Source organism: Stenotrophomonas thermophila (genome assembly GCF_001499715.1).
Classification (GTDB): domain Bacteria; phylum Pseudomonadota; class Gammaproteobacteria; order Xanthomonadales; family Xanthomonadaceae; genus Stenotrophomonas; species Stenotrophomonas hibiscicola.
Window position 1 is genome coordinate 40970 of the sequence record NZ_CVIW01000011.1, and the last position, 22290, is coordinate 63259.

The 22290-nt window shown below is 66.4% G+C and carries 22 protein-coding genes; 13 read left to right on the plus strand and 9 right to left on the minus strand.

Annotated elements, in window-relative coordinates:
• Window positions 1–26 precede the first annotated feature (26 nt).
• Complete coding sequence (locus tag BN1263_RS06525) at window positions 27–320, minus strand: PsiF family protein (RefSeq protein WP_019661214.1); 294 nt, start codon at window positions 318–320, stop codon at window positions 27–29.
• A gap of 186 nt (window positions 321–506) precedes the next feature.
• A complete protein-coding gene (upp, locus tag BN1263_RS06530) occupies window positions 507–1139 on the minus strand; it encodes a uracil phosphoribosyltransferase (protein WP_005409099.1) in 633 nt (210 codons plus the stop codon).
• A gap of 218 nt (window positions 1140–1357) precedes the next feature.
• Here upp and BN1263_RS06535 point away from each other — a divergent pair, with 218 nt between their 5' ends.
• Genes BN1263_RS06535 through BN1263_RS06550 form a run of 4 tightly spaced genes read left to right on the plus strand, consistent with a single transcriptional unit; the run spans window position 1358 to window position 6975 of the window.
• Window positions 1358–3871, plus strand: a complete 2514-nt coding sequence (locus BN1263_RS06535) for a TonB-dependent receptor (RefSeq protein ID WP_448226378.1) — start codon at window positions 1358–1360, stop codon at window positions 3869–3871.
• Window positions 3868–4986: an NHL repeat-containing protein gene (locus tag BN1263_RS06540; protein WP_058980289.1), complete on the plus strand. Its 1119-nt coding sequence runs from the start codon at window positions 3868–3870 to the stop codon at window positions 4984–4986. Before BN1263_RS06535 ends, BN1263_RS06540 begins: the two co-directional genes overlap by 4 nt.
• A 14-nt stretch (window positions 4987–5000) precedes the next feature.
• Complete coding sequence (locus BN1263_RS06545; protein ID WP_260832919.1) at window positions 5001–6350, plus strand: purple acid phosphatase family protein; 1350 nt, start codon at window positions 5001–5003, stop codon at window positions 6348–6350.
• A gap of 10 nt (window positions 6351–6360) precedes the next feature.
• Window positions 6361–6975: an inorganic diphosphatase gene (locus BN1263_RS06550; RefSeq protein ID WP_021203979.1), complete on the plus strand. Its 615-nt coding sequence runs from the start codon at window positions 6361–6363 to the stop codon at window positions 6973–6975.
• A 19-nt stretch (window positions 6976–6994) separates the two neighbouring features.
• Here the strand turns inward: BN1263_RS06550 and BN1263_RS06555 are convergent, their stop codons facing one another.
• Window positions 6995–7579, minus strand: coding sequence for a hypothetical protein (locus BN1263_RS06555; protein ID WP_058980291.1), 585 nt, complete (start codon window positions 7577–7579; stop codon window positions 6995–6997).
• A 109-nt stretch (window positions 7580–7688) separates the two neighbouring features.
• On the opposite strand from BN1263_RS06555, the gene BN1263_RS06560 reads away from it, so the two are divergent.
• Together BN1263_RS06560 and BN1263_RS06565 are read left to right on the plus strand one after the other, a co-directional pair.
• The gene (locus BN1263_RS06560) at window positions 7689–9104 is read left to right on the plus strand and encodes a cryptochrome/photolyase family protein (protein ID WP_058980292.1); all 1416 of its coding nucleotides are present in this window, start codon (window positions 7689–7691) and stop codon (window positions 9102–9104) included.
• A gap of 140 nt (window positions 9105–9244) precedes the next feature.
• Window positions 9245–9940, plus strand: coding sequence for a YiaD family glycine zipper/OmpA-like lipoprotein (locus BN1263_RS06565; protein ID WP_005416156.1), 696 nt, complete (start codon window positions 9245–9247; stop codon window positions 9938–9940).
• 193 nt (window positions 9941–10133) lie between these two features.
• On the opposite strand, the gene BN1263_RS06570 is transcribed toward BN1263_RS06565, so the two are convergent.
• Window positions 10134–11165: a LysR family transcriptional regulator gene (locus BN1263_RS06570; protein WP_005416157.1), complete on the minus strand. Its 1032-nt coding sequence runs from the start codon at window positions 11163–11165 to the stop codon at window positions 10134–10136.
• 146 nt (window positions 11166–11311) lie between these two features.
• On the opposite strand from BN1263_RS06570, the gene BN1263_RS06575 reads away from it, so the two are divergent.
• The 6 genes from BN1263_RS06575 to BN1263_RS06600 all read left to right on the plus strand — a co-directional run bounded on the left by BN1263_RS06575 (window position 11312) and on the right by BN1263_RS06600 (window position 19139).
• The gene (locus BN1263_RS06575; protein WP_058980293.1) at window positions 11312–11539 is read left to right on the plus strand and encodes a hypothetical protein; all 228 of its coding nucleotides are present in this window, start codon (window positions 11312–11314) and stop codon (window positions 11537–11539) included.
• Window positions 11536–12306 carry an SDR family NAD(P)-dependent oxidoreductase gene (locus tag BN1263_RS06580; RefSeq protein ID WP_058980294.1) on the plus strand — a complete coding sequence of 257 codons (771 nt, stop codon included), beginning with the start codon at window positions 11536–11538 and terminating at the stop codon, window positions 12304–12306. The genes BN1263_RS06575 and BN1263_RS06580 overlap by 4 nt, the downstream gene beginning before the upstream one ends.
• A gap of 91 nt (window positions 12307–12397) precedes the next feature.
• Window positions 12398–13624 carry an efflux RND transporter periplasmic adaptor subunit gene (locus BN1263_RS06585; protein WP_019661223.1) on the plus strand — a complete coding sequence of 409 codons (1227 nt, stop codon included), beginning with the start codon at window positions 12398–12400 and terminating at the stop codon, window positions 13622–13624.
• A 127-nt stretch (window positions 13625–13751) separates the two neighbouring features.
• Complete coding sequence (locus tag BN1263_RS06590) at window positions 13752–16922, plus strand: efflux RND transporter permease subunit (RefSeq protein WP_058980295.1); 3171 nt, start codon at window positions 13752–13754, stop codon at window positions 16920–16922.
• 64 nt (window positions 16923–16986) lie between these two features.
• A complete protein-coding gene (locus BN1263_RS06595) occupies window positions 16987–17724 on the plus strand; it encodes an SDR family oxidoreductase (protein ID WP_033833092.1) in 738 nt (245 codons plus the stop codon).
• Window positions 17718–19139, plus strand: coding sequence for an efflux transporter outer membrane subunit (locus BN1263_RS06600; protein WP_058980296.1), 1422 nt, complete (start codon window positions 17718–17720; stop codon window positions 19137–19139). The genes BN1263_RS06595 and BN1263_RS06600 overlap by 7 nt, the downstream gene beginning before the upstream one ends.
• Before the next feature lie 41 nt (window positions 19140–19180).
• Here the strand turns inward: BN1263_RS06600 and BN1263_RS06605 are convergent, their stop codons facing one another.
• Window positions 19181–19558, minus strand: coding sequence for a VOC family protein (locus BN1263_RS06605; RefSeq protein ID WP_058980297.1), 378 nt, complete (start codon window positions 19556–19558; stop codon window positions 19181–19183).
• A gap of 140 nt (window positions 19559–19698) precedes the next feature.
• Between BN1263_RS06605 and BN1263_RS06610 the strand changes: the two genes are divergently transcribed.
• Window positions 19699–19962, plus strand: coding sequence for a hypothetical protein (locus BN1263_RS06610; RefSeq protein WP_021203970.1), 264 nt, complete (start codon window positions 19699–19701; stop codon window positions 19960–19962).
• Between the two features lie 19 nt (window positions 19963–19981).
• Here the strand turns inward: BN1263_RS06610 and BN1263_RS06615 are convergent, their stop codons facing one another.
• From BN1263_RS06615 to BN1263_RS06630, 4 genes are all read right to left on the minus strand, one after another.
• Entirely contained in the window at window positions 19982–20836 is an 855-nt protein-coding gene (locus tag BN1263_RS06615; RefSeq protein WP_058980298.1) for an endonuclease/exonuclease/phosphatase family protein, read from the minus strand.
• Between the two features lie 138 nt (window positions 20837–20974).
• Window positions 20975–21202, minus strand: a complete 228-nt coding sequence (locus BN1263_RS06620) for a hypothetical protein (RefSeq protein ID WP_227200225.1) — start codon at window positions 21200–21202, stop codon at window positions 20975–20977.
• A gap of 59 nt (window positions 21203–21261) precedes the next feature.
• Window positions 21262–21498, minus strand: coding sequence for a hypothetical protein (locus BN1263_RS06625; protein ID WP_021203968.1), 237 nt, complete (start codon window positions 21496–21498; stop codon window positions 21262–21264).
• Between the two features lie 87 nt (window positions 21499–21585).
• Entirely contained in the window at window positions 21586–22290 is a 705-nt protein-coding gene (locus tag BN1263_RS06630) for a PA1136 family autoinducer-binding transcriptional regulator (protein WP_058980299.1), read from the minus strand.

A 22290-nucleotide genomic window follows, 5' to 3' on the forward strand; every position in this document is an offset into this window, starting at 1 on the left:
GTGGGCTCGGCTCTACATCACTCTCGTTACGACGCCTTCAGGCAGCTGCTCATGAAGGTCTTGCGCGCATCGCCCGCCAGCTTCTTCGCACCCGCGTCGGCATTGCACTTGCGCATGCGTTCCTGCTGTGGATTGACCGCCTTGGTTTCGGCGGCGTGGCCGCTGAGGCAGGAACTCTGCGCGGTCTTGTAGGCATCACCCTTCAGCCCCTTGTTCTTGGCCGAACATTCGGCCATGCGCTGCTGCTGCGGGGTGGTGGCGTTGGCAGCCAGGGGCAGGCCAACCAGCAGGACGGCGGCCAGCAGGAAAGCGGCTTTCATCGGAATGCTCCAAGCGGTGGCGGGTGCGCGGAGCATTCGCTTCCGACCGGTAAGGCCACGTGAAGAACCACGCGTCGGCCACGCCCGCGTCCACGGGCGTTCACGTGCCGCGGCGAAGCGCGCCCGCGAGTGGTTGGCGGGTCAGAGCCCTCTCCTGCGGAGAGGGATCCGAGCCGTTCACCGGGATTACCCGACGCGGGTTCCGAAGATGCGGTCGCCGGCGTCGCCCAGGCCCGGCAGGATGTAGCCCTTGTCGTTGAGCTGGGCATCAATGGCCGCGGTGTAGATCTCCACGTCCGGATGCACGGCCTTCACTGCTTCGATGCCTTCAGGCGCGGCCACCAGGAAGATGCCCTTGATGCGACGGGCGCCGGCGCGCTTGAGCATGTCGATGGTGGCGATCAGCGTGCCGCCGGTGGCCAGCATCGGGTCGAGGATCAGTGCGTCGCGCTCTTCCAGGCGGCCGGTCAGGCGCTCGAAGTAGGGCACCGGCTGCAGGGTTTCCTCATCGCGCTGCAGGCCCACCACGCTGACACGGGCCGCCGGGATCAGCGACAGCACGCCGCTGAGCATGCCCAGGCCGGCACGCAGGATCGGCACCACGGTGATCTTGGCGCCGGCAATGCGCTGAACCGTCACCGGGCCGGCCCAGCCGGGCAGGGTGTGCGGCTCGGTGTCCAGGTCGGCGGTGGCCTCGTAGGCCAGCAGGGTACCCAGCTCGTTGGCCAGTTCGCGGAAATCCTTGGTGCTGAGCGCGGCATTGCGCATCAGGCCGATCTTGTGCTGCACCAGCGGGTGGCGCACTTCGACGATCTTCATGGTCGGGAAGGGGGAAAGGAGAGAGAGGAGGCCATTTTGCCGGATTGGCGTGTCGAATCCCAAACCGGCCCCGGAGCGGCGTGACCGGAAATGTGCAGGTGCATGTCATGGCCATGCAACCTTGCGGACATATCGTGCAGACCCATTCTTAACAGGAATGGGGATTCCCAGTGCATATCAAGACTCCGTTGGCCGTTGCCATCACCCTGACCCTGGCAATGGGGGCCGCAGCACCGCTGCAGGCGGCCGGGCAGCAGGCGGTAGCCGCCACCGGCGCCGTGGCCGCCGACGCGGTCGACCTGGACCGCATCGAAGTACGCGCCCAGCTCGAGTCGCAGATCCGCGCAGTCGACCTCAAGCGCAGCAGCGACGCCATCGAGGATGCAGTGTCCTCCGACGCACTGGGCCAGTACCCGGACAAGAACGTGGCCGAGTCGCTGCAGCGCCTGCCGGGCATCAGCGTGACCCGCGACCAGGGCGAGGGCCGCTTCGTGGTCATCCGCGGCCTGGATGCCAATCTCAACAGCGTCAGCGTGGATGGCATCGCCGTCGGCACGCCGGAAGATTCCAGCCGCGCCGCGCCGCTGGACGTTATCCCGTCCGACTCCACCGAACGCCTGCGCGTGGTCAAGTCGCCGACCCCGGACATGCCCGGTGATGCCATCGGCGGCGCCGTACTGGTGGAATCAGCTTCGGCCTTCGACCGCGACGGTCGCAGCCTGCGTGGCAAGATCGAAGGCAGCCACCAGCAGTTGTCCGGCGAGACCAGCCCCAAGGCCGCCTTCAACTACAGCGAAGTGTTCAACGACACCTTCGGCGTGGCCCTGGGCGTGAACTACCAGAAGCGGAAGTTCGAGTCGGACAACACCGAAGTGGAGTACGACGGCGAGGATGACGCCGCACCTGGCGACGTCACCGCGATCAACCTGCAGCACCGCAAGTACGAGATCGAGCGCAAGCGCATCGGCGCCAACCTCAACCTCGACTGGCGGCCGAACGAAAACAGCAAGTACTACCTGCGCACGCTGTACAGTCAGTTCGATGATGCGGAGACCCGTCAGCGCGTGATCTTCAACTTCGATGACGCGAAGATGGTCAAGACCGGCACCGACCAGTACCGCCTGGACGGCATGCCGAAGGATTCCATCGACAAGCGCATGCGCTATCGCACCAAGAAGGAAAACACCTTCGCGGCCAGCCTGGGCGGCGAGAACAAGTTGACCAATGCCGTGGTCGATTACCGGATCGGCTACACCCGTACCGAAGAGCGGGTAAATGACGAGATGGAGGCGCGCTTCAAGCTCAACGGAAAGGCCTTCAACGGCACGCTGGACCAGCGTAGCCGCCTGCCCAGCTACAGCTTCGACAATCCGCAGTGGCTGGACAATGCCAACTACGCGTTCGATCGTTTCGTGATCTCGCCGAAGCAGGTGAATGACAAGGAACACAGCGCGCAGGTCAACGTGCGCTTCGACGGCGACAGCAGCAGCATCAAGTTCGGCCTGCTGGGCCGCTGGCGCGACCGCGACGTGAATGTGGACGAGCGCGAACTGCGTGTCGGCCCGAAGGTGGCGCTGTCGAGCTGGACCACCACCTCGCCGGAACACCGCCACGGCGATATCGGTGACGGCATGGATTCGCCCGCGATGCGTGCCTATTGGGGTGCCAACGGCGGCCAGTACAGCGCCCGCCCGCAGGACGCCGGTGGCAATGCGATGACGTCGCTGGAAGAGGATTACGTGGCAAGCGAGGACATCTTCGCCAGCTATGCCATGGGTACCTGGGACGTGGGCGCACTGCGCATCATCGGCGGTGTTCGCGTGGAAAACACGCAGTTCAAGGCGATCGGCAACCAGGTGGACGTCGCTGCCAACGGCCGCAGCTTCACCGTTGCCCCGCGCGTGGCCAACAGCAGCTACACCAACGTGCTGCCGGGCCTGCACCTGCGCTATGACGCGGCCGATGACTGGGTGCTGCGCGCCTCGGCCAACAAGACCGTATCGCGCCCGTCCTTCGGCGACGTTTCGCCGCGCGTGGGTTACAGCCGGGGTGACGAGGAAGTGCGCCTGGGCAACCCGGACCTGGACCCGTACGAGTCGAAGAACATCGACCTCTCGGTGGAGAAGTACATCGGCAGCAGTGGCATCGTTTCGCTGGGCCTGTTCCATAAATCGATCGACGGTTACATCGTGGAGACCGTGCGCACCAATGATCCGGCCTACGGCGGATACGACGCGACCCAACCGATCAATGGCCGCAAGGCCACCGTGCGTGGTGCCGAATTCAATTGGCAGCAGCAGCTGGCCTTCCTGCCGGAGGGCCTGGATGGCCTGCTGGTCGGCGCCAGTGGCACCTGGCTGGATACCGAGTTCGATGCCGGCATCAAGGACCGTGCGGGCGAGGACTTCACGCTGCCGCGCGCTTCCAAGCATGTCTACAGCGCACACATCGGCTATGAAAAGTATGGTGTAAGCACGCGCCTGGCGGCCGTGTACCGCAGCGAGTATCTGGACAGCATCGGCAAGGGCCGCGCGTTCGACATCTACGTGGCACCCAACACCCAGCTCGATTTCTCGCTTGACTACAAGTTCACCCCGCGCGTGAGCGTGTACTTCGAGGCGCAGAACCTGCTGGACAAGCCATTGGAGCTTTACCAGGGCACCCGTTCGCGCACCCTGCAGATGGAAGAGTACGGCCGCACCTATGCGCTGGGCCTGAAGGTGGCGCTGTGAGGGGGCGTGGCTTCACCGTCCTGGCCGCCGCGCTGGCAGCCGCGCTGGTCGCCGGCTGCACGCCGGCCACCGGCACCGATCCGGTTGCGGGACTAGCCGCGCCGGCCGCCGGGGGCGAGCGCGTGGTGACCACCATCGCCGAGGCCTTCCTGTCACCGATGACCCCGGCCGACAACATCGACTCGCCTGCAGCCTGGCGCGCGCCGGACGGCGCGCTGTGGCTGATCGCCACCGCCAAGGCCACCGACAAGCTGGTGGTCTACGACGGCAGCACCGGGCAGCACCTGCGTGACGTCGGCAGCAGCGGCACCGCACCGGGGCAGTTCGACCGCCCAAACGGTATCGCGGTGATCGACGACCTGCTGTGGATCGTGGAGCGCGACAATCACCGTGTGCAGGTGCTGAGCCTGCCGGACTTCACGCCGCTGGCGACGTTCGCTGCCGACGACCTGCGCAAGCCGTACGGGCTGTGGGTCGACCGCCGTGCCGATGGCTACAGCGTCTACGTCACCGACTCCTGGGACAACGGCGAGGATGCGCAGGGGCGTGACATCCTGCCGCCGCTGGCCGAGCTGGACAAGCGCGTGCGCCAGTACCACGTGTCCCGCAATGGCGCGAAGGTCGACGCGAAGCTTGTCGCCAGCATCGGTGACACCACCGAGGCCGGTGCGCTGCGCGTGATCGAGTCGATCTGGGGCGATCCCGAGAACGACCGCCTGCTGATCGCCGAAGAGGACGAGAGCTACGCCAGCGAGTTCAAGGTCTACACCCTGGCGGGCCGCTTCACCGGCACCACCTTCGGCCGCGACGTTTTCAAGGCACAGGCCGAAGGCGTGACCCTGCGCACCTGTGGCAAGGACGGCTGGTGGATCACCACCGAACAGGGCAAGCAGCGCAGCGTGTTCCACCTGTTCGACCGGCACACGCTGAAACCGGTCGGCGCGTTCCAGGGCAATACCGTGGCCAACACCGATGGCATCTGGATGATGCAGCAACCCAGCGCGCGCTTCCCGCATGGTGCGCTGTACGCCGTGCACGACGACCAGGGCGTGGTGGCCTTCGACTGGGAGAGCATCGCCAAGCAGCTGGCGCTACCGCTGGAGTGTGGTGCATGAGCCGGCACTGCGTGATGCCTACGTTGGCACTGGGCCTGCTGCTGGCCCTCCCGTCGCTGTCGTTCGCAGCAGCCGAAGCCAATACCCAGGTGCCGGCGGGCAGCCGCCACTACGCGGCGACGACGGTACCGGACCGCATCGTCGCCTCCCCGTCGGCCGATCCCAGCCATGGGTTCGCCGTGGCCTGGCGTACCGACGGCAGCGTGCAGGCACCGCTGCTGGAGATTGCCCCCGCCGCAGATTCGCCCGCCATCGAGGGCATCCGCCAGGTGCGCGCAACGACCCGTTCGCTACAGACCGAGAACGGTCTGTCGCATCATCATCGCGCCGACATCAGCGGCCTGCGGCCGGATACCCAGTACGTCTATCGGGTGCAGGGCAACGGCAGCTGGAGCGCCTGGAACCAGCTGCGTACGCTGGCCGCCGCCGACCAGCCGCTGACCCTGCTGTACTTTGGCGACACCCAGAACAAGAACGTCAGCCATGTCAGCCGAGTGGTGCGCGCCGCGCAGAAGGCCGCACCCGAGGCGCGCATGAGCTTGTTCGCTGGCGATCTGGTCAGTGGAGGTGATGGTGCCGATGACAGCGAGTGGGGCGAATGGTTTGCCGCCACCGGTTGGCTGGCGCAGGAGACCCTGGTGGCGCCGGCCATCGGCAACCACGAGTACTTCGAGGAATTCGAGGACACCCCGCAGGAGCGCCGCGTGCTGGGCCGCCACTGGCCGGTGACGTTCGCGCTGCCGGGCAATGGTGCCACCGCTGCGCAGCAGACCAGCTACTGGTTCGATGCGCAGGGCGTGCGCGTGGCCGTGGTCGATGGCACATCGGCACTCGACCTCGGCACCGCCAAGGCACAGGCACAGTGGCTGGACAAGGTGCTGACCGGCAATCGGCAGGCGTGGACCATCGTGCTGCTGCACCAGCCGTTCTACTCGCCGCGCGAAGGGCGCGAGAACGCCGCATTGCGTGACGTGCTGCTGCCGGTGGTGCGCCGCCACAATGTTGACCTGGTGTTGCAGGGCCACGATCACACCTACGGCCGCCGTGGCGAAGGGCAGGCCGCAACCCCGCAGTACGTGGTGACCGTGGCCGGGCCCAAGCAGTACCGTCTCTCCGACGAGGCGCGAAAGACGATGGATCCGGTCGCCGAGGACACCCAGCTGTTCCAGGTGTTGAACATCGATCCGCAGCGCCTGCGCTATGAGGCGCGTACCGTGACCGGTCGTCTCTACGATGCCTTCGAGTTGCGCCGCGATGCCAAGGGGGGCAAGCAGCGCACGGAGCTGACCGAAGGCCGCATTACGCCACGCGACTGCCCGCGCGCACAGACCGCCAAGGGTCGTACCGACCGCTGCTGGGAATGAGGAGATGCCGATGACCACGCACCGCCGTATCGTTCCTCTCGCTGCCATCGGTGCGGCACTGCTGTTGCTGGCCAGTGCAGTGACCGCTGCCGATACCGTGCTGCACCCGTTCCTGGCCGACCAGCCGAAGCAGGCCCCGGATGAAGTTCACCTGGCGGTGGAGATTCCTGCCGGCAGCTTCACCAAGTACGAGATCAAGGAAGACGGCCTGGTGCATGTGGATCGCTTCCAGTCGATGCCGGTCGCCTATCCGGCCAACTACGGTTCGATGCCGCGCACGCTGGCTGGCGACAACGATCCGCTGGACGCGCTGGTGCTGACCCGTGAACCCCTGCATCCGGGCGTGATCGTGCGCTTCCGGCCGATCGGTTACCTGAAGATGATCGATGGCGGCGAGCACGACGAGAAGATCATCGGCGTACCGACCGACAAGGTCGACCCGACCTACGCCACGATCCGCGATCTGAAGGATCTGCCGGAGGTCGAGCGCCAGCGCATCGAGGCCTTCTTCCGGGTCTACAAGGACCTGCCGGCCGGGCGCAACCCGGTGCAGCTCAACGGTTGGGGCAACGCCGCCGAGGCGAGGGCACTGATCAGCGAAGCGATGAAGCGCTTCGAAAAGTAGATCCACGCCATGCGTGGATTCAGTCCAGCAACGTCTCGATGAACGATTCGGCCTGCAGGCGGTCGCCCAGTACCCGGGCCACCGCCTGTACTGCTGCCTCCTGGTGTTCAGGGCGGATGCCGCCATCATCATCGTCGTTGTAGAGGTCATCGCCGGCATCGAGGTATACCGTGCCCGCTGCAGCCAGAGCCGCCATCAGGGTCGGCACATCGGCGGTGATCTCGCCGGCATCCAGCAGGCCGGCACCGTGATGGCTGAACAGTACACGGCCATCGTCCAGGTCGAGGATGAACGGATCGGCGCTGCGATCGGCAATCACCAGCCAGTTCGATGGCCAGTCGTTGATCCGTTCGCCGCTGACGCCGTGCCATCGATAGCCGGCCTGCTGGCTCCACAGGCGTTGCAACGGCGGTATCCAGACATCAAGGCCGGGAACGGTGATGCCGGCGCGGCCAACCCTGGCATTGATCTCTTCGCCCAGCGGCCCCACCTGCGCGTAAAAACGTGCCAGTACGGGGGGCAGCGGGAACGGACCCTGCCAGTCACGCTCGTCCTGGGCATGCAGCAGCCCGAAGCGGGCGAATGAGGCGTGCAGATCTTCCATGTCAGAGTCCAACGGGTAGCGGCCGTGCAGCCTAGCAGACGGCGTCTGCGCGCATCGCCTTCACCACCGCTGGCTATCATGTGCGCCTTCCACAACGAAGGCAGTGCCTGTGTCGGTAGCGTTGGTATGGTTCCGCCGTGATCTGCGGCTGCAGGACAATCCGGCCCTGCAGGCCGCGCTGGATGCAGGTCACGATGTGGTGCCGGTCTACATCCACGCGCCGCACGAGGAAGGCGAATGGGTGCCCGGTGCGGCCTCCGATGCCTGGCGCCACCGTTCACTGGCCGCGCTGGATGCGGACCTGCGCGCGCGGGGTTCCTCGCTGGTGCTGCGCAGCGGCGATAGCCTGCCGGCCCTGCAGTTGCTGATCGAGCAGGCGGGCGCCGAGGCGGTGTACTGGAACCGCAAGTACGAACCGGCCACACAGCCCCGCGACGCGGCCATCAAGCGCACGCTGCGCGAGCAGGGCATCGACGCGCAGAGCTGCAATGGCAGCCTGTTGTTCGAACCCTGGGACATTGCCACGCAGCAGGGCCAGCCGTACAGGGTATTTACGCCGTACTGGCGCAATGTACTCAGTCATTGGCGCCTGCCGGCACTGCAGGCTGCACCGGAAGCACTGGCGCCGCACGCGGTCGACAGCCTGGCATTGGATGATCTCCAGCTGGCACCGACGCTGGACTGGGATACCGGCTTCTGGGCGCACTGGCAGCCGGGTGAAGCCGGTGCGCTGGAAGCACTGTCCGTCTTTGAAGACGGTGCCCTTCGCGGGTATCGCGAGCAGCGTGACCTGCCGGACCGTGTCGGGACCTCGCGGTTGTCGCCCCATCTGCACTTCGGCGAGATCGCGCCGTGGCGCATCGCGCAAGCCCTGGAAGGGCTGCGCAGTGCGGCCACCGATGCCGACATCGACGGCTACCTGCGCCAGCTGGGCTGGCGCGACTTCGCCTACCACCTGCTGCATCACTTCCCGAAGACGCCCACCGATAACCTCAACCCGCGCTTCGACCGTTTCCCGTGGGCCACTCCGAGTGCCACGCAGCTGCACGACTGGCAGCGCGGCAATACCGGCGTGCCGATCGTCGATGCCGGCCTGCGCGAGCTGTGGCACACCGGCTACATGCACAACCGGGTGCGGATGATCGTGGCCAGCTACCTGTGCAAGCACCTGCGCGCGCACTGGCTGCATGGCGCGCGCTGGTTCTGGGACACCCTGGTCGACGCCGACCTGGCCAATAACACCATGGGCTGGCAATGGGTGGCCGGGACTGGCGCCGATGCCGCGCCGTACTTCCGGGTGTTCAACCCCGTGACTCAGGCCGAGAAATTCGATCCGCAGGCACGGTACATCAGCCGCTGGGTGCCCGAACTGGCCGCGCTGCCGGTGAAGGCCCGGTTTGCGCCGTGGCAGCATCCGCTGCTGCTGGCGGCGCATGCCCCGGGCTATCCGCGTACGCCGCTGGTGGACCTGGCCGCGGGCCGCGACGCCGCATTGGCGGCATACCGCCAGTCGGGGGCGGGGTAAAGGGTGACCCGAGCGATCCGGTCAGTTAGCTGAACGCGGCCCTGTCGGCGCACCGGATCATCATCCCGACGTCGCATCGGGCTGTTTATTCTCTCTGCGCCCGCAAGCCGCCGGCCCGTCCGGAAACCAAGGAGAACCTCATGATCCGCAACACCACCCGCAACGTCGCACTGGCCCTGATGAGTGCGGCCGTCCTGTCGGCCTGCGCCACCGGCGGCTCCTACGTGCAGAGTGACCAGTACGGCAATCCGACCGAGCAGCAGAACCGCACTGGTCGTAACGCGCTGATCGGTACCGCCATCGGCGTGGCTGCCGGCCTGTTGACCGGCGACAGCGCCACCGAGCGCCGTCAGCACGCATTGATCGGTGCCGGTATCGGTGCGCTCAGCGGCGCCGCGGTCGGCCAGTACCAGGATCGCCAGGAACGCGCGCTGCGCGAGCGCACCGCCAACACCGGCATCGATGTGCAGCGCCAGGGCGACAACATCATGCTGAACCTGCCGGACGGCATTACCTTCGACTTCGGCAAGGCCACCCTGAAGCCGCAGTTCTACGGCTCGCTCAACGGCGTCGCCGGTACGCTGCGTGAGTACAACCAGACCATGATCGAAGTGGTCGGCCACACCGACAGCATCGGCAGCGACGCTGTGAACAACCGACTGTCGAAGGAACGCGCCGACTCGGTCGCCCAGTACCTGATCGGCCAGGGCGTGCAGAGCGTACGTATCGAAACGCTGGGCGCCGGCAAGGCGTATCCGATTGCCGACAACAGCACCGACGCCGGCCGTGCCAAGAACCGCCGCGTCGAGATTCGGGTGATTCCGCTCAAGCAGTAACGCGTAGCGTTATTGCTTGAGCCGGTCCGGCCATCGGCCGGAGCGAAAATGCCGCCCTTGCAGGCGGCATTTTTGTGGGTGCCGAGCGTTGCTCGGCACGCCGATGGCGTATGCGGAGTCGAGCGTGGCTCGACTCTACAGAAACCGGCATCGCGCGCCCGGGTAGAGCCACGCCATGCGTGGATACCCCCGGCTACGCCGCCGAAGCCGCCACCTTCTCCAGGATCCGCTTGCCACTGCTTTCCAGCGCGGCATCTTCCTGTGCCTTCTGCTGCTGTGCCAGCTTCGCGCCAGGGCACTGCGCCAGCATGTAGTTGGCATCGAAGTTGAGCTTCTCGACCAGGAAGTCGACAAACGCACGCACCTTTGGCGAGACCAGGCGGCCGCCGGCGAACACGGCGTTGAAGTCCACTTCCGGGCCGGTCCAGCCGGCCAGCACGCGGCGCACCATGCCCGATTCAACGAACGGCTTGGCCATCACGTCGCCGGTCAGCAGCAGGCCTTCGCCACAGACCAATGCACCATTCAACGCAGACATGTCGTTGGCGGTCATCAGCGGGGTAACCGGGAAGTCGCGCAGTTCCCCACCGTTCTCGCCCAGCTGCCAGGTGAAGCGCGGCGAGTTGCCGGTGTGGTACGGCTTGCGCATCGCAAGGATGCGATGGAACTGCAGTTCTTCCGGATGCAGCGGCTCGCCGTAGCGCTCGATGTAGGCCGGGCTGGCGAACACCTGCGTCCGCAGGCTGCCCAGCTTGCGCGCGACCAGATTGGAATCGGGCAGGGCACCCACGCGCAGCGCCAGGTCCGCTTCACCGGCAATCAGGTCCAGCTTTTCGTTGCCCATGTGCATGTCCAGGCGGATCTCCGGGTACTGCGCATGGAACTGGCCCAGCAGCGGGGCGATCCAGGTGATGCCGATCGAATAGGGCACGGTGAAGCGCAGCCAGCCGCGCGGGCCGGACTGCAGCTGGCTCACCGCGCTTTCGGCCTCTTCAAGCTCGCGTGCGATGCGCTGGCAATGTTCGTGGTAGATCGAACCAGCTTCGGTCAGGCCGAGGCGGCGTGTGGTCCGGTGCAGCAGGCGCGCGCCCAGGCGCGTTTCCAGCTCCTGCACTTTGCGGCTGACCGTGGTCTTGGGCAGGCCGAGCGATTTGGCAGCGGCAATGAAGCTGCCTTGCTCGACCACTTTGACGAAGATCAGCGTCTCGTTGAGATCGTGGGACATGGTCGGGATCCTGGACGACGGGGATGGGACAATCGTGACAGAACGATTGGACCGGGAGCGGGATGATTATTCCCCTTAATCAGGACTAATCAAGTAAAGGTTTGAGGTCTATCGTGGCGCCATTCGTTAGTTGGAGCCCGTCCGCCATGAGCCTGCGCAACATTCTTGCCCGACTCCGGAACGCCGGCCAGAGCACCCTGGACCTGGCGATGACCGTCGAAGCCCGTCCGAGTTCCTTGGTACACAAGGACTTTCGTGAGTTTACCGCGCCCATGCGTCAGCAGCGTGGCGGCGCCATCCGCTTGGCCCCTCCCAAGGGTGACCGGCTGCGCCGGATCGGGACTATCCCGGATTTGGGAGGAAATGTCCCGTGAATGGGATACTGACGCCTGAAGTTCTGGTCCTCGGTGGTACCGGTGCCGTGGGCCAGGGCGTGGTCGGCGCCTTGCTGGAAGCCGGCAGCCCGGTGCTGGTGGTCGGTCGCGATCCGGGCCGGCTGGCTGCGCTGCATGAGCAGTTCGCCGATGAGCCGGGCCTGGAGACGCTGCTGGGTTCACTCAGCGATGATGGCTCGGCACGCGCCCTGGCCGAACGCATCGGGCAGCGCCCGCGTCCGTTGGCCGCGGTGATCGCGGCCATGGGCGGGCCCTACCGTCGCGGCCGGGTGATCGACCGCAAAGGCGATGAGCTGCTGGGCGCGATGCAGGCCGACCTGATGCCGCACGTGCACGCGGTGCGCCACCTGTTGCCGCTGCTGCAGGACAACGTGCATGCACGGCGCTACGTGATGATCGGCAGCCCGGCCAGCGCCAAGCCCTGGGCGGGCTACGGCGAGACTTCGATCACTACTGCCGCGCTGCGCATGTACGCGCAGGTGGTGCATCAGGAAGCGCAGGCGCTGGGCGTGCGCGCGCAGATGCTGGAAGTCTGCAGCCCGGTGTGTACCCCGGCCAACGCGGCCAACGCCTGCATCGAGTGGCCCAGCTCGCTGCTGGTCGGCCGCCGCGTGGTCTCGCTGCTCGATGGTTGCCGGGACAACCGCGCCATCGTCCGCTGCGACAGCAGCGATGCCGAACTGCCACGCGGCCTGCTGCACCTGGAAGTTCCCCCTTTGTGGCGCGATACCGCAGGCGTCGCTTGACCTCGACCAAGGTTGAGGTCGCAGTATGCGCCGCCGATTTTTGCAACACGTTCCCATATTGCTGTACCACCCCTCCGTACGGATGCATGCCATGACTTCCCCCAATACCACCCCACATCGTTTCGGCCATCGCATTGCGATGGTTGGCGTATCGATCCTCGCCGCGGCCGTGCTGGCGGCCTGCAGCGGCGGCCATGCCGAAGAGGCCGGTGCCCCGCCGCCGCCGCAGGTCAGCGCCGCGCCGGTGCTGGTCAAGCAGGTCAGCCAGTGGGACGAGTTCAGCGGCCGCGTCGAAGCGGTACAGAGCGTTGAACTGCGCCCGCGCGTGTCCGGCTACATCGACAAGGTCAACTACGTCGAAGGCCAGGAAGTGAAGAAGGGCGATGTGCTCTTCACCATCGACGCCCGCAGCTACCAGGCCGAGTACGACCGCGCAGCCGCCGAGCTGGCCCGTGCCCGCACCCAGGCCAGCCTGGCCCGCAGCGAGTCCGAGCGTGCCAAGCGGCTGTCCGAGCAGCAGGCGATCTCCACCGAGACCGCCGAGCAGCGTCGCGCGGCTGCCGACCAGGCGGGGGCTGCCGTGCAGGCCGCACAGGCGGCCCTGGATGCAGCCCGGCTCAACCTGGAATTCACCAAGGTGCGCGCGCCGATTGACGGCCGTGCCGGCCGCGCGATGGTCACCGCCGGCAACCTGGTCACTGCTGGCGACAGCGCCAGCGTGCTGACCACGCTGGTCTCGCTGGACACGGTGTTCGTCTACTTCGATGCCGACGAGAGCACTTTCCTGCGCTACGCCCAGATGGCGCGCAAGGGCGAGCGCCCGAGCGAGCGGGACAGCGAGCTGCCGGTGAAGGTCGGCCTGTCGGGGGAAGAGGGCTATCCGCACTCGGGCAAGGTCGATTTCCTCGACAACCAGGTGGCGCGCAGCACCGGCACCATCCGCGTCCGTGCGCTGCTGGACAACGCCGACCGCCAGTTCACACCGGGCCTGTTCGCCCGCGTGCAGCTGCTTGGCAGCGGCCAGTTCCAGGCCCTGCTGATCGACGACAAGGCCGTGCTGACCGACCAGGACCGCAAGTACGTCTATGTGGTCGACAAGGATGGCAAGGCCCAGCGCCGCGACATCCAGCTCGGCCGTACCGCCGACGGCCTGCGCATTGTCGAGCATGGCCTGGCCGCAGGTGACAAGGTCATCATCGACGGTGTGCAGAAGGTCTTCATGCCGGGCATGCCGGTGCAGGCCAAGGCGGTGGCCATGCAGCCACCGGCCGCAAAGCCCGCACCGGGCCGCGATGCCACCGCTGCGCTGAACCACTGATCCGCCCGCTCCTGATCCGCGTCCCCGCTTAGCTGCCGGCGCCAGCGGCAGCCTTCCCTGCCTTCGTCATATTGGCGAGGGGCGGGGCGGCTGTTGCCCGCCGAATGCCTTTCCCAGGAATTCCTCCATGGACTTTTCCCGCTTCTTCATCGACAGGCCGATCTTCGCGGCGGTGCTGTCGATCGTGATCTTCGCCGCAGGCCTGATCACGATTCCAATCCTGCCGATCAGCGAGTACCCCGAAGTGGTGCCGCCGTCGGTGGTCGTGCGCACGGTCTATCCGGGCGCCAACCCCAAGGTCATTGCCGAGACCGTTGCTACCCCGCTCGAAGAGGCGATCAACGGCGTCGAAGGCATGATGTACCTGAAGTCGGTTGCCGGCTCGGACGGCGTGCTGCAGATGACCGTCACCTTCCGCCCGGGCACCGACCCGGACGCGGCGGCGGTGAAGGTGCAGAACCGCGTGGCGCAGGCACAGGCACGCCTGCCCGAGGACGTGCGCCGGCAGGGCGTGACCACGCAGAAGCAGTCGCCGACCTTCCTGATGGTGGTGCACCTGACCTCGCCGCAAGGCAAGTACGACACTCTGTACCTGCGCAACTACGCGCGCCTGCACGTCAAGGATGCGCTGGCGCGTATTCCGGGCGTGGGTGACGCGCAGATCTTCGGTGGCGGCGACTACGCCATGCGTGCCTGGCTGGACCCGGACAAGGTGGCTTCGCGCGGCCTGACCGCCAGCGACGTGGTGCGCGCCATGCGCGAGCAGAACGTGCAGGTGTCGGCCGGCCAGCTCGGCGCCGAACCGCTGCCGGACAGCAAGTTCCTGACCCTCATCAATGCCCAGGGCCGGCTGAAGACCGAAAAGGAATTCGGCGACATCGTGCTCAAGAGCGGCACGGATGGCGAGATCGTGCGCCTGTCCGACGTGGCCCGCCTGGAACTGGGCGCAGGCGACTACACCCTGCGCTCGCAGCTGGACGGCAAGAACGCGGTGGGTATCGGCATCTTCCAGTCGCCGGGTGCCAACGCGCTGGAAATCCGCGACCAGGTCATCTCGACGATGGACGAGATGCAGAAGACCATGCCGGCCGATGTGAAGTACGAAGCGGTGTATGACACCACCATCTTCGTGCGCGACTCGATCAAGGCCGTAGTCTCCACGCTGCTGGAAGCGATCGCCCTGGTGGTGCTGGTGGTGATCCTGTTCCTGCAGACCTGGCGTGCGTCGATCATTCCGTTGATCGCGGTGCCGGTGTCGGTGGTGGGTACCTTTGCCGCGCTGTACCTGCTGGGCTTCTCGATCAACACGCTGAGCCTGTTCGGCCTGGTGCTGGCGATCGGCATCGTGGTCGACGATGCGATCGTGGTGGTGGAGAACGTCGAGCGCAACATCGAGGAAGGCCTGTCGCCCACTGCGGCGGCACACCAGGCCATGCGCGAAGTGTCCGGCCCGATCGTGGCGATCGCGCTGGTGCTGTGTGCCGTGTTCGTGCCGATGGCGTTCCTGTCGGGGGTCACCGGCCAGTTCTACAAGCAGTTCGCCGTCACCATCGCCATCTCCACGGTGATCTCGGCGATCAACTCGCTGACCCTGTCGCCGGCCCTGGCCGCGCGCCTGCTGAAGGCCCATGGTGCGCCGAAGGACGGCCCGAGCCGCCTGATCGACCGCCTGTTCGGCTGGGTGTTCCGTCCGTTCAACCGCTTCTTCAAGTCCAGCTCGGAGAAGTACGAACGTGGCGTGGCCCGCATCCTCGGCCGTCGTGGTGCGGTGTTCGTGGTCTACGCGATCCTGCTGGTCGGTACCGGCGTGATCTTCAAGCTGGTGCCGCCGGGCTTCATCCCGACCCAGGACAAGCTGTACCTGATTGCCGGCGTGAAGCTGCCGGAAGGTTCGTCGATCGCACGCACCGATGAAATGCTGCGCAAGGTGGCCAAGATCGCCCAGGAAACCGATGGCGTGGCCCACACCATCTCGTTCCCGGGTTTGAATGCACTGCAGTTCACCAACACGCCCAACACCGGTGTGGCGTTCATTCCGCTCAAGCCGTTCGCCGAGCGCCATGGCCGCACTGCCGCGCAGATCAACGCCGAGATCAACCAGAAGATCGCTGGCCTGCAGGAGGGCTTCGCGTTCGCGATGATGCCGCCGCCGATCCTCGGCCTGGGTAACGGCAACGGCTACCAGATGTTCATCGAGGACCGCGGCAACCTGGGCTACGGCGCACTGCAGAATGCCGTGCAGGCGATGCAGGGCACCGTTGCGCAGACCCCGGGCATGGCTTTCCCGATTTCCAGCTACCAGGCCAATGTGCCGCAGCTGGATGCCGAGGTGGACCGCGTCAAGGCCAAGGCACAGGGCGTGCAGCTCACTGAGTTGTTCGACACGTTGCAGACCTACCTGGGTTCGGCCTACGTCAACGACTTCAACCAGTTCGGCCGTACCTGGCAGGTGATCGCCCAGGCCGACGGTCCGTTCCGCGAGACGGTCGAGGACATCGGCAAGCTGCGCACCCGCAACGATCGTGGCGAGATGGTGCCGATCGGTTCGATGGTCACCATCAAGCAGACCTTCGGCCCGGATCCGGTGCTGCGCTTCAATGGCTACCCGGCAGCGGACCTGGCCGGCGAGGCCGACCCGCGCCTGCTGTCCTCGGCCGAGGCGATGACCAAGCTGACCGAGATCGCCGGCAAAGTGCTGCCGGTGGGCATGACCACCGAATGGACCGACCTGAGCTACCAGCAGGCGACCCAGGGCAAGGCCGCCTTCATCGTGTTCCCGGTGGCGATCATGCTGGCCTTCCTGGTGCTGGCCGCGCTGTACGAGAGCTGGTCGCTGCCGCTGGCGGTGATCCTGATCGTGCCGATGACCCTGCTGTCGGCGCTGTTCGGCGTGTGGCTGACCGGTGGTGACAACAACGTGTTCGTGCAGGTCGGCCTGGTGGTGCTGATGGGCCTGGCGTGCAAGAACGCAATCCTGATCGTCGAATTCGCCAGAGAGCTGGAGATGGGCGGCAAGGGCATCGTTGAAGCCGCGCTGGAAGCCTGCCGCCTGCGACTGCGCCCGATCGTGATGACCTCCATCGCGTTCATCGCCGGCACCGTACCGCTGGTGCTGTCGCACGGTGCAGGCGCCGAGGTGCGCTCGGTGACCGGCATTACCGTGTTCGCCGGCATGCTAGGCGTGACCCTGTTCGGCCTGTTCCTCACCCCGGTGTTCTACGTGGCGCTGCGCAAGCTGGTTACCCGCAAAGGTGGCGGCCAGCTGGTGCAGCATGGCGAACCGACCATCCATCACTGACATGGAACCCCGCCGCCGCCGGCTACCGGCCGGTGGCGGCTTTTCCCTCACGAGGCATGAATCCATGAACACCCATCAGAACAAGATCGCGCTGGTCACTGGCGCTACCCGTGGCATCGGCCTGGAAACCGTGCGCCAGCTGGCCCAGGCGGGCGTGCACACGCTGCTGGCCGGTCGCAAGCGCGAAACGGCGGTGGAGCTGGCCCTGAAGCTGCAGGCCGAGGGCCTGCCGGTGGAAGCCCTGCAGCTGGACGTGACCGACGCGGCCAGCATCGCCGAGGCAGTCGAGCAGGTGCGCCAGCGCCATGGCCGCCTCGACATCCTGGTCAACAATGCCGGCATCATGATCGAGAATCCCGCGCAGGCGCCGTCGGAGCAATCGCTGGACACCTGGAAGCGCACCTTCGACACCAACGTCTATGCGCTGGTGGCGGTCACCCAGGCATTCCTGCCGCTGGTCAAGCAAGCCAAGTCCGGCCGCATCGTCAATGTGTCCAGCATGCTCGGTTCGCAGACCCTGCACGCGGATCCCTCCTCGGGCATCTATGACTTCAAGATCCCGGCGTACAACGCGTCCAAGGCCGCAGTGAACAGCTGGACCCTGAGCCTGGCCTATGAGCTGCGCAACACGCCGATCAAGGTCAATACCGTGCATCCGGGTTACGTAAAGACCGACATGAACGGCGGCAATGGCGAGATCGAAATCAGCGAAGGCGCGCGGTCCAGCGTGGAAATGGCGCTGATCGGTGAGTCCGGTGCCAGCGGCAGCTTCACCTACCTTGGCGAGGTGCTGCCATGGTGATCCGCACGTTGGCGATGGCCGTCTCCAGCCTGGTGCTGGCGGGCTGTGTCAGCGTCGGCCCGAACTACAAGGCCCCTGTGCAGGAACCGGTGGTCCTTCAGAGCGCGCAGCAGCCGGTCTTCAGCACTACTTCGCCGGTGGCCAGCTGGTGGGCGCAGTTCGATGATCCGGTGCTGGAAGAACTGGTTCACGGCGCACTGTCGGACAATCTGGACCTGCGCGTGGCCGTGGCCCGCGTCAGCCAGGCCCGCGCGGTGTTTGTCGAAAGCCGCTTCGACCAGGCGCCGCACATCACCGCAGGCGGCAGCTACGACCGTCGCAAGCAACCCGATCCGCAGCTGGGTGGGCAGCGGGTGTTCAGTGAAAGCTACCAGCTCGGCTTCGATGCCGGCTGGGAGCTGGATCTGTTCGGCCGCAAGCGCCGTGCTGCAGAAGCCGCGCGCGCCGACCTGGACGCCGAGCAGGCCAACCTGGCCGACGCGCAGGTACTGATCGCTGCCGAAGTGGCGCGCAACTACTTCGAGCTGCGCGGCACGCAGAAGCGCATCGCCGTGGCCCAGCACACCCTGGTCAACCTGCGCGATACGCAGAAGCTGACCGAGGCGCGCTGGGAGCTGGGCGCCGGCAGCGAGCTGGACGTGCAGAGCAGTCGCGCCCGGCTGAAGGCGATCGAGGCCGATATCCCGCTGCTGGAAGTGGCCGAAACGCAGTCGCGCAATCGCTTGGCGGTTCTGCTGGGCCAGCGTCCGGAAACGCTGACCGCCATGCTTGCGCCGCACGAAGTGCCGGCATTCGCCAAGGCACTGCCGCTGGGCGATACCCGCGAGCTGCTGCGCCAACGCGCCGACGTGCGCGTGGCGGAGCGTCGCCTGGCTGCCGCGACCGCACGCGTGGGCGTGGCCACAGCGGACCTGTTCCCGCGGTTGTCGCTGTCAGGCTTCGTCGGCTTCCTCGGCGGCGATGCCAGTGGCCTGGTCAATGGCAGCAACAAGGCCTGGTCGCTGACGCCCTCGCTGAGCTGGGCCGCGTTCGACTTCGGCACCGTGCGTGCGCGCCTGCGTGCCAGCAAGGCTGAAGCCGAAGGCGTGGCCGCGCAGTACGAACAGGCGGTACTGCTCGCCCTGGAGGACACCGAGAACGCGCTGACCCGCTATTCCAAGCAGCAGGCACGGTTGGCAATCGTGGTGGAGCAGGCGCAGGCGGCTCGGCGTGCCGAATCGCTGGCGCAGATCCGCTATCGCGAGGGATCGGAGGACTTCCTGACCCTGCTGGACGCGCAGCGGACCCAGCTGGCAGCCGATGATGCGCTGGCGGCGGCCGAGGCCGACGTCAACGTCAGCGTGGTGGGTGTGTACAAGGCGCTGGGTGGTTGGGGTCAATCACCGCAGCCGCCAAGCGTGGCGCAGGCGCAGTAACCGCAGGGGACGGAGGCAGTGGCTTCCGTCCCCTTGTTCTTTCAGGGCCAGTGGTTGGCCGGTACCTCACGCTCGCGCATGCGCACGATGCAGAAGCGATGGCCGGTTGGTGCTTCCATCACCCACCAGCGCTTGACGAAGCCTATCCGTCGCGCGCCGAGCTTCTCCAGGCGGTCGGCTTCGGCATCGATCTCGTCGCTCTCGATGTCCAGATGCACCCGTGACGGGTGATCGACGCGCTGGACTTCAACGTCCAGGCCCGCCGGAGCACCGAGCAGGTCGGCGTACTCGGCGGCGTCTTCGGCACGGGCGGGCTGCGCCTTCAGGCCAAGCGCGGCGGCCCAGAAGCGGGCGCCTTCGTCGGCGGGAATGCCCTCGCAATCGATGATGAAACCGGCCAGGCGACTCTGGTGTGCCATGCCTTTCTCCACAGTTCGGGAACAGGGGCAGGGTAGCGCGGCGTCTGCTGTGGACGTTGTCACAGTCGTGACGTTTCTGACTCTGCCAGAAGCCGTGTCCGCCGTGTAACTAGTGGGGCAGATTCCAGGGAGTACACACGATGAGCGATGACAGGCGGGATACCCAGCGCATGCTGTTTGGCGACCCGGGGCCACCCGGTGCGGGCCTTTCGGTGGCGGTCGTTGTGCTGCTGGTGCTGGCGACGATGGCCGCTGCGATCGGTTTCCTGCGGCTGCCCGATCCGATGCTGGGGCTCGGGCTGATCGGTGTCGCCGTGTTCCTTGCCGTCGGCGCCCGCATCTGCCAGGCGCGCAACCAGCACCAGGCGTTGTACCGGCTGTTGTCGCGGCAGCCGCCGCCGTAGCCACGGCTGCCGCGGGAATTCAGGGCTTCGGCCAGTCCAGCTCGACCACCAGCGGGAAATGATCCGACGGCAGCACGCCGTCGATGCGACGATCATCGGTAAGGAAGCTGCGCGCACGGAAGCCACGCACCAGCACCCAGTCCAGCTGCACGGTGGCCTTGCCGGTGAAGTCGTGGAAGGTCGGGCGCGGACCCTGCGGTGTTTTCACCTGGGTACGGGTGTCCTGCAGCAGGCGGGTGAACGCCCTGTAGGTGTCACCGCCGGGCTCGCTGTTGAAGTCACCGGTCAACACCACCGGCAGGTCGTCCGGCATGGCCTGCAGGCGCTTGCCGATGAGCTCGGCACCCTTCACCCGGCGCGGTTCGTCCTCGTCGCGGTAGGGCAGGTGGGTGTTGAGGAAGTAGAAGCGACGGCCATCGTCCAGGCGCCGGAACAGGGCCCAGGTGACCATACGCGGGTACAGGTTGCCCCAGCTGATGCTGCCAGGGACGTCCGGCGTATCCGAAAGCCAGAAGTTGCCGGATTCCTCGACGGCCAGCACCTTGCTGTCGTAGAACACGCCCATGTGCTCATCGCCGCTGCCACCGCGGCGGCCTTCACCGAACCAGCGGTAGCCGGGCAGGTGCCCTGACAGGTAGTCGGCCTGTTCCTTCACCAGTTCCTGGGTGCCGATCACTGCCGGGTGCGCGTCGAGGATCACCTTGACCATCGCATCACGGCGGTCGGGCCAGCGCTTGCCCGGCTCGGTGTCAGCCGGGGTACGGACGTTGAATGACATCACCTTCAACGGCGCCGGCGTGACGGCCCAGGCAACGGCAGGCAGAGCGAGCGCCAGCAGCGCACTCAGCGCCGGGCGACGGAAACGCGACAACATCGTGGAATCCCTCCATTCCATGAAAACGGTTTCATGGAGCATGCCATGGAAGGCGGGGGCAGTGGTATGCCGGGACGGGCGATTTGGAGACGCCGGGCGGGCGCTGGACGCTCCGCCCGGCAGATGCCCCTTGCCCGATCAGGGGTCGTAGATCATCCCGTTCTCGTCGCGGTTGTAGTGGTCGCTGGCCACGCGGGTGCCGTCGTCATGGACCACGTACAGCGTGCAACGCTGGTGGAACACGTTGCCGCTGATGCGGAAGGGCACGCACTCCTCCTGCAGGCCGACCTCTTCGGCTGCATTCGCCGGCGGCGAGGGCACCAGGGCCGCAAGTGCAACTACTGCGGCGAAAGAAAAAGCGGTCATTCGATTGTGCAGCGTCATTGATCACACTCCTTGTAGCCGTAGTCGGTGTCCGATGCAGATCAGTCTGCCGGGAGGTACCACTGACCGTTCTCGTCTATCCAGTACACCGACGTGAAAACGGTGCCGTCTGCCAGAGTGCGGGTGACGGTGCAGCGCTGATGCACGAGGTTGGGCCCAAGTCTTACGGGCACGCAATCGGTCGTCGATCCGGGGGACCCGGCCGCGTGGCCAGTCGCCGGTATCCCACTACCCAATGCCAACATCAATGCGGCCATCGCGGCCAGTTGCAGTTTCATAAGCATCATCCTTGCTTTCTGCAATCGCGCACATGCGCATGGCGTGTGTAACACGCGAACCAGAGCTCCGGAAGTGCCTCGCCGCGATCAGTCTTCGATCTCGCCGCGACGGCTGGCGGCACGCACTGCCTGCGCGGTGGTCGCCACACCCAGCCGTTGCCGCGCGTGGCGCAGGTGGTTCTCCACCGTGCGCGTGGAAAGCCCAAGCGTGGCCGCGATCTCAGCTTGCCGGCGCCCGGCGGCGACCCAGCGCAGCACTTCGCGCTCGCGGTTGCTCAGTGCGCTTCCCGAACGCTCGGCAGGCGATTCGGCCAGACGGCGCGCGGCCCGGAATGCTGCGGTTGCAGCAGCTTCCAGCCGCAGGCGCGCGTTGGCCGACGCGTCGATTGACGTACCGGCAACGCTGACCGCGCCTTCCAGGCCGGTGGTGCCGAACACCGGCACCTGCAGCCCATGCAGGCCTTCGCCGCGAGGCTGCTTCACCACCTGGTAGCGCTCGCCGCGAACGCCCAGGCGCTTGCTCCAGAAGAACGGCGCGTTGCTGTCCAGCACGTGGCGATTGACGGGGCAGGCGTGGAGGTAGCGCGCAAGGTCGGTATCGCTGCCATCGCCGAACCAGTCGCCCTCGATCCAGTACACGCGTTGCGTACCCCGCTCCAGCCCGGTGCCGGTGGCAAACACCAGCACGCGGTCGAAGCCGAGCGGTGCCGCGATGCCTCGCAGGACTGCACCCACCGCGCTCAGCGAACGGGCGCGTTCCAGCTCCAGCAGCGCCTGCACCAGCTCGGTCAT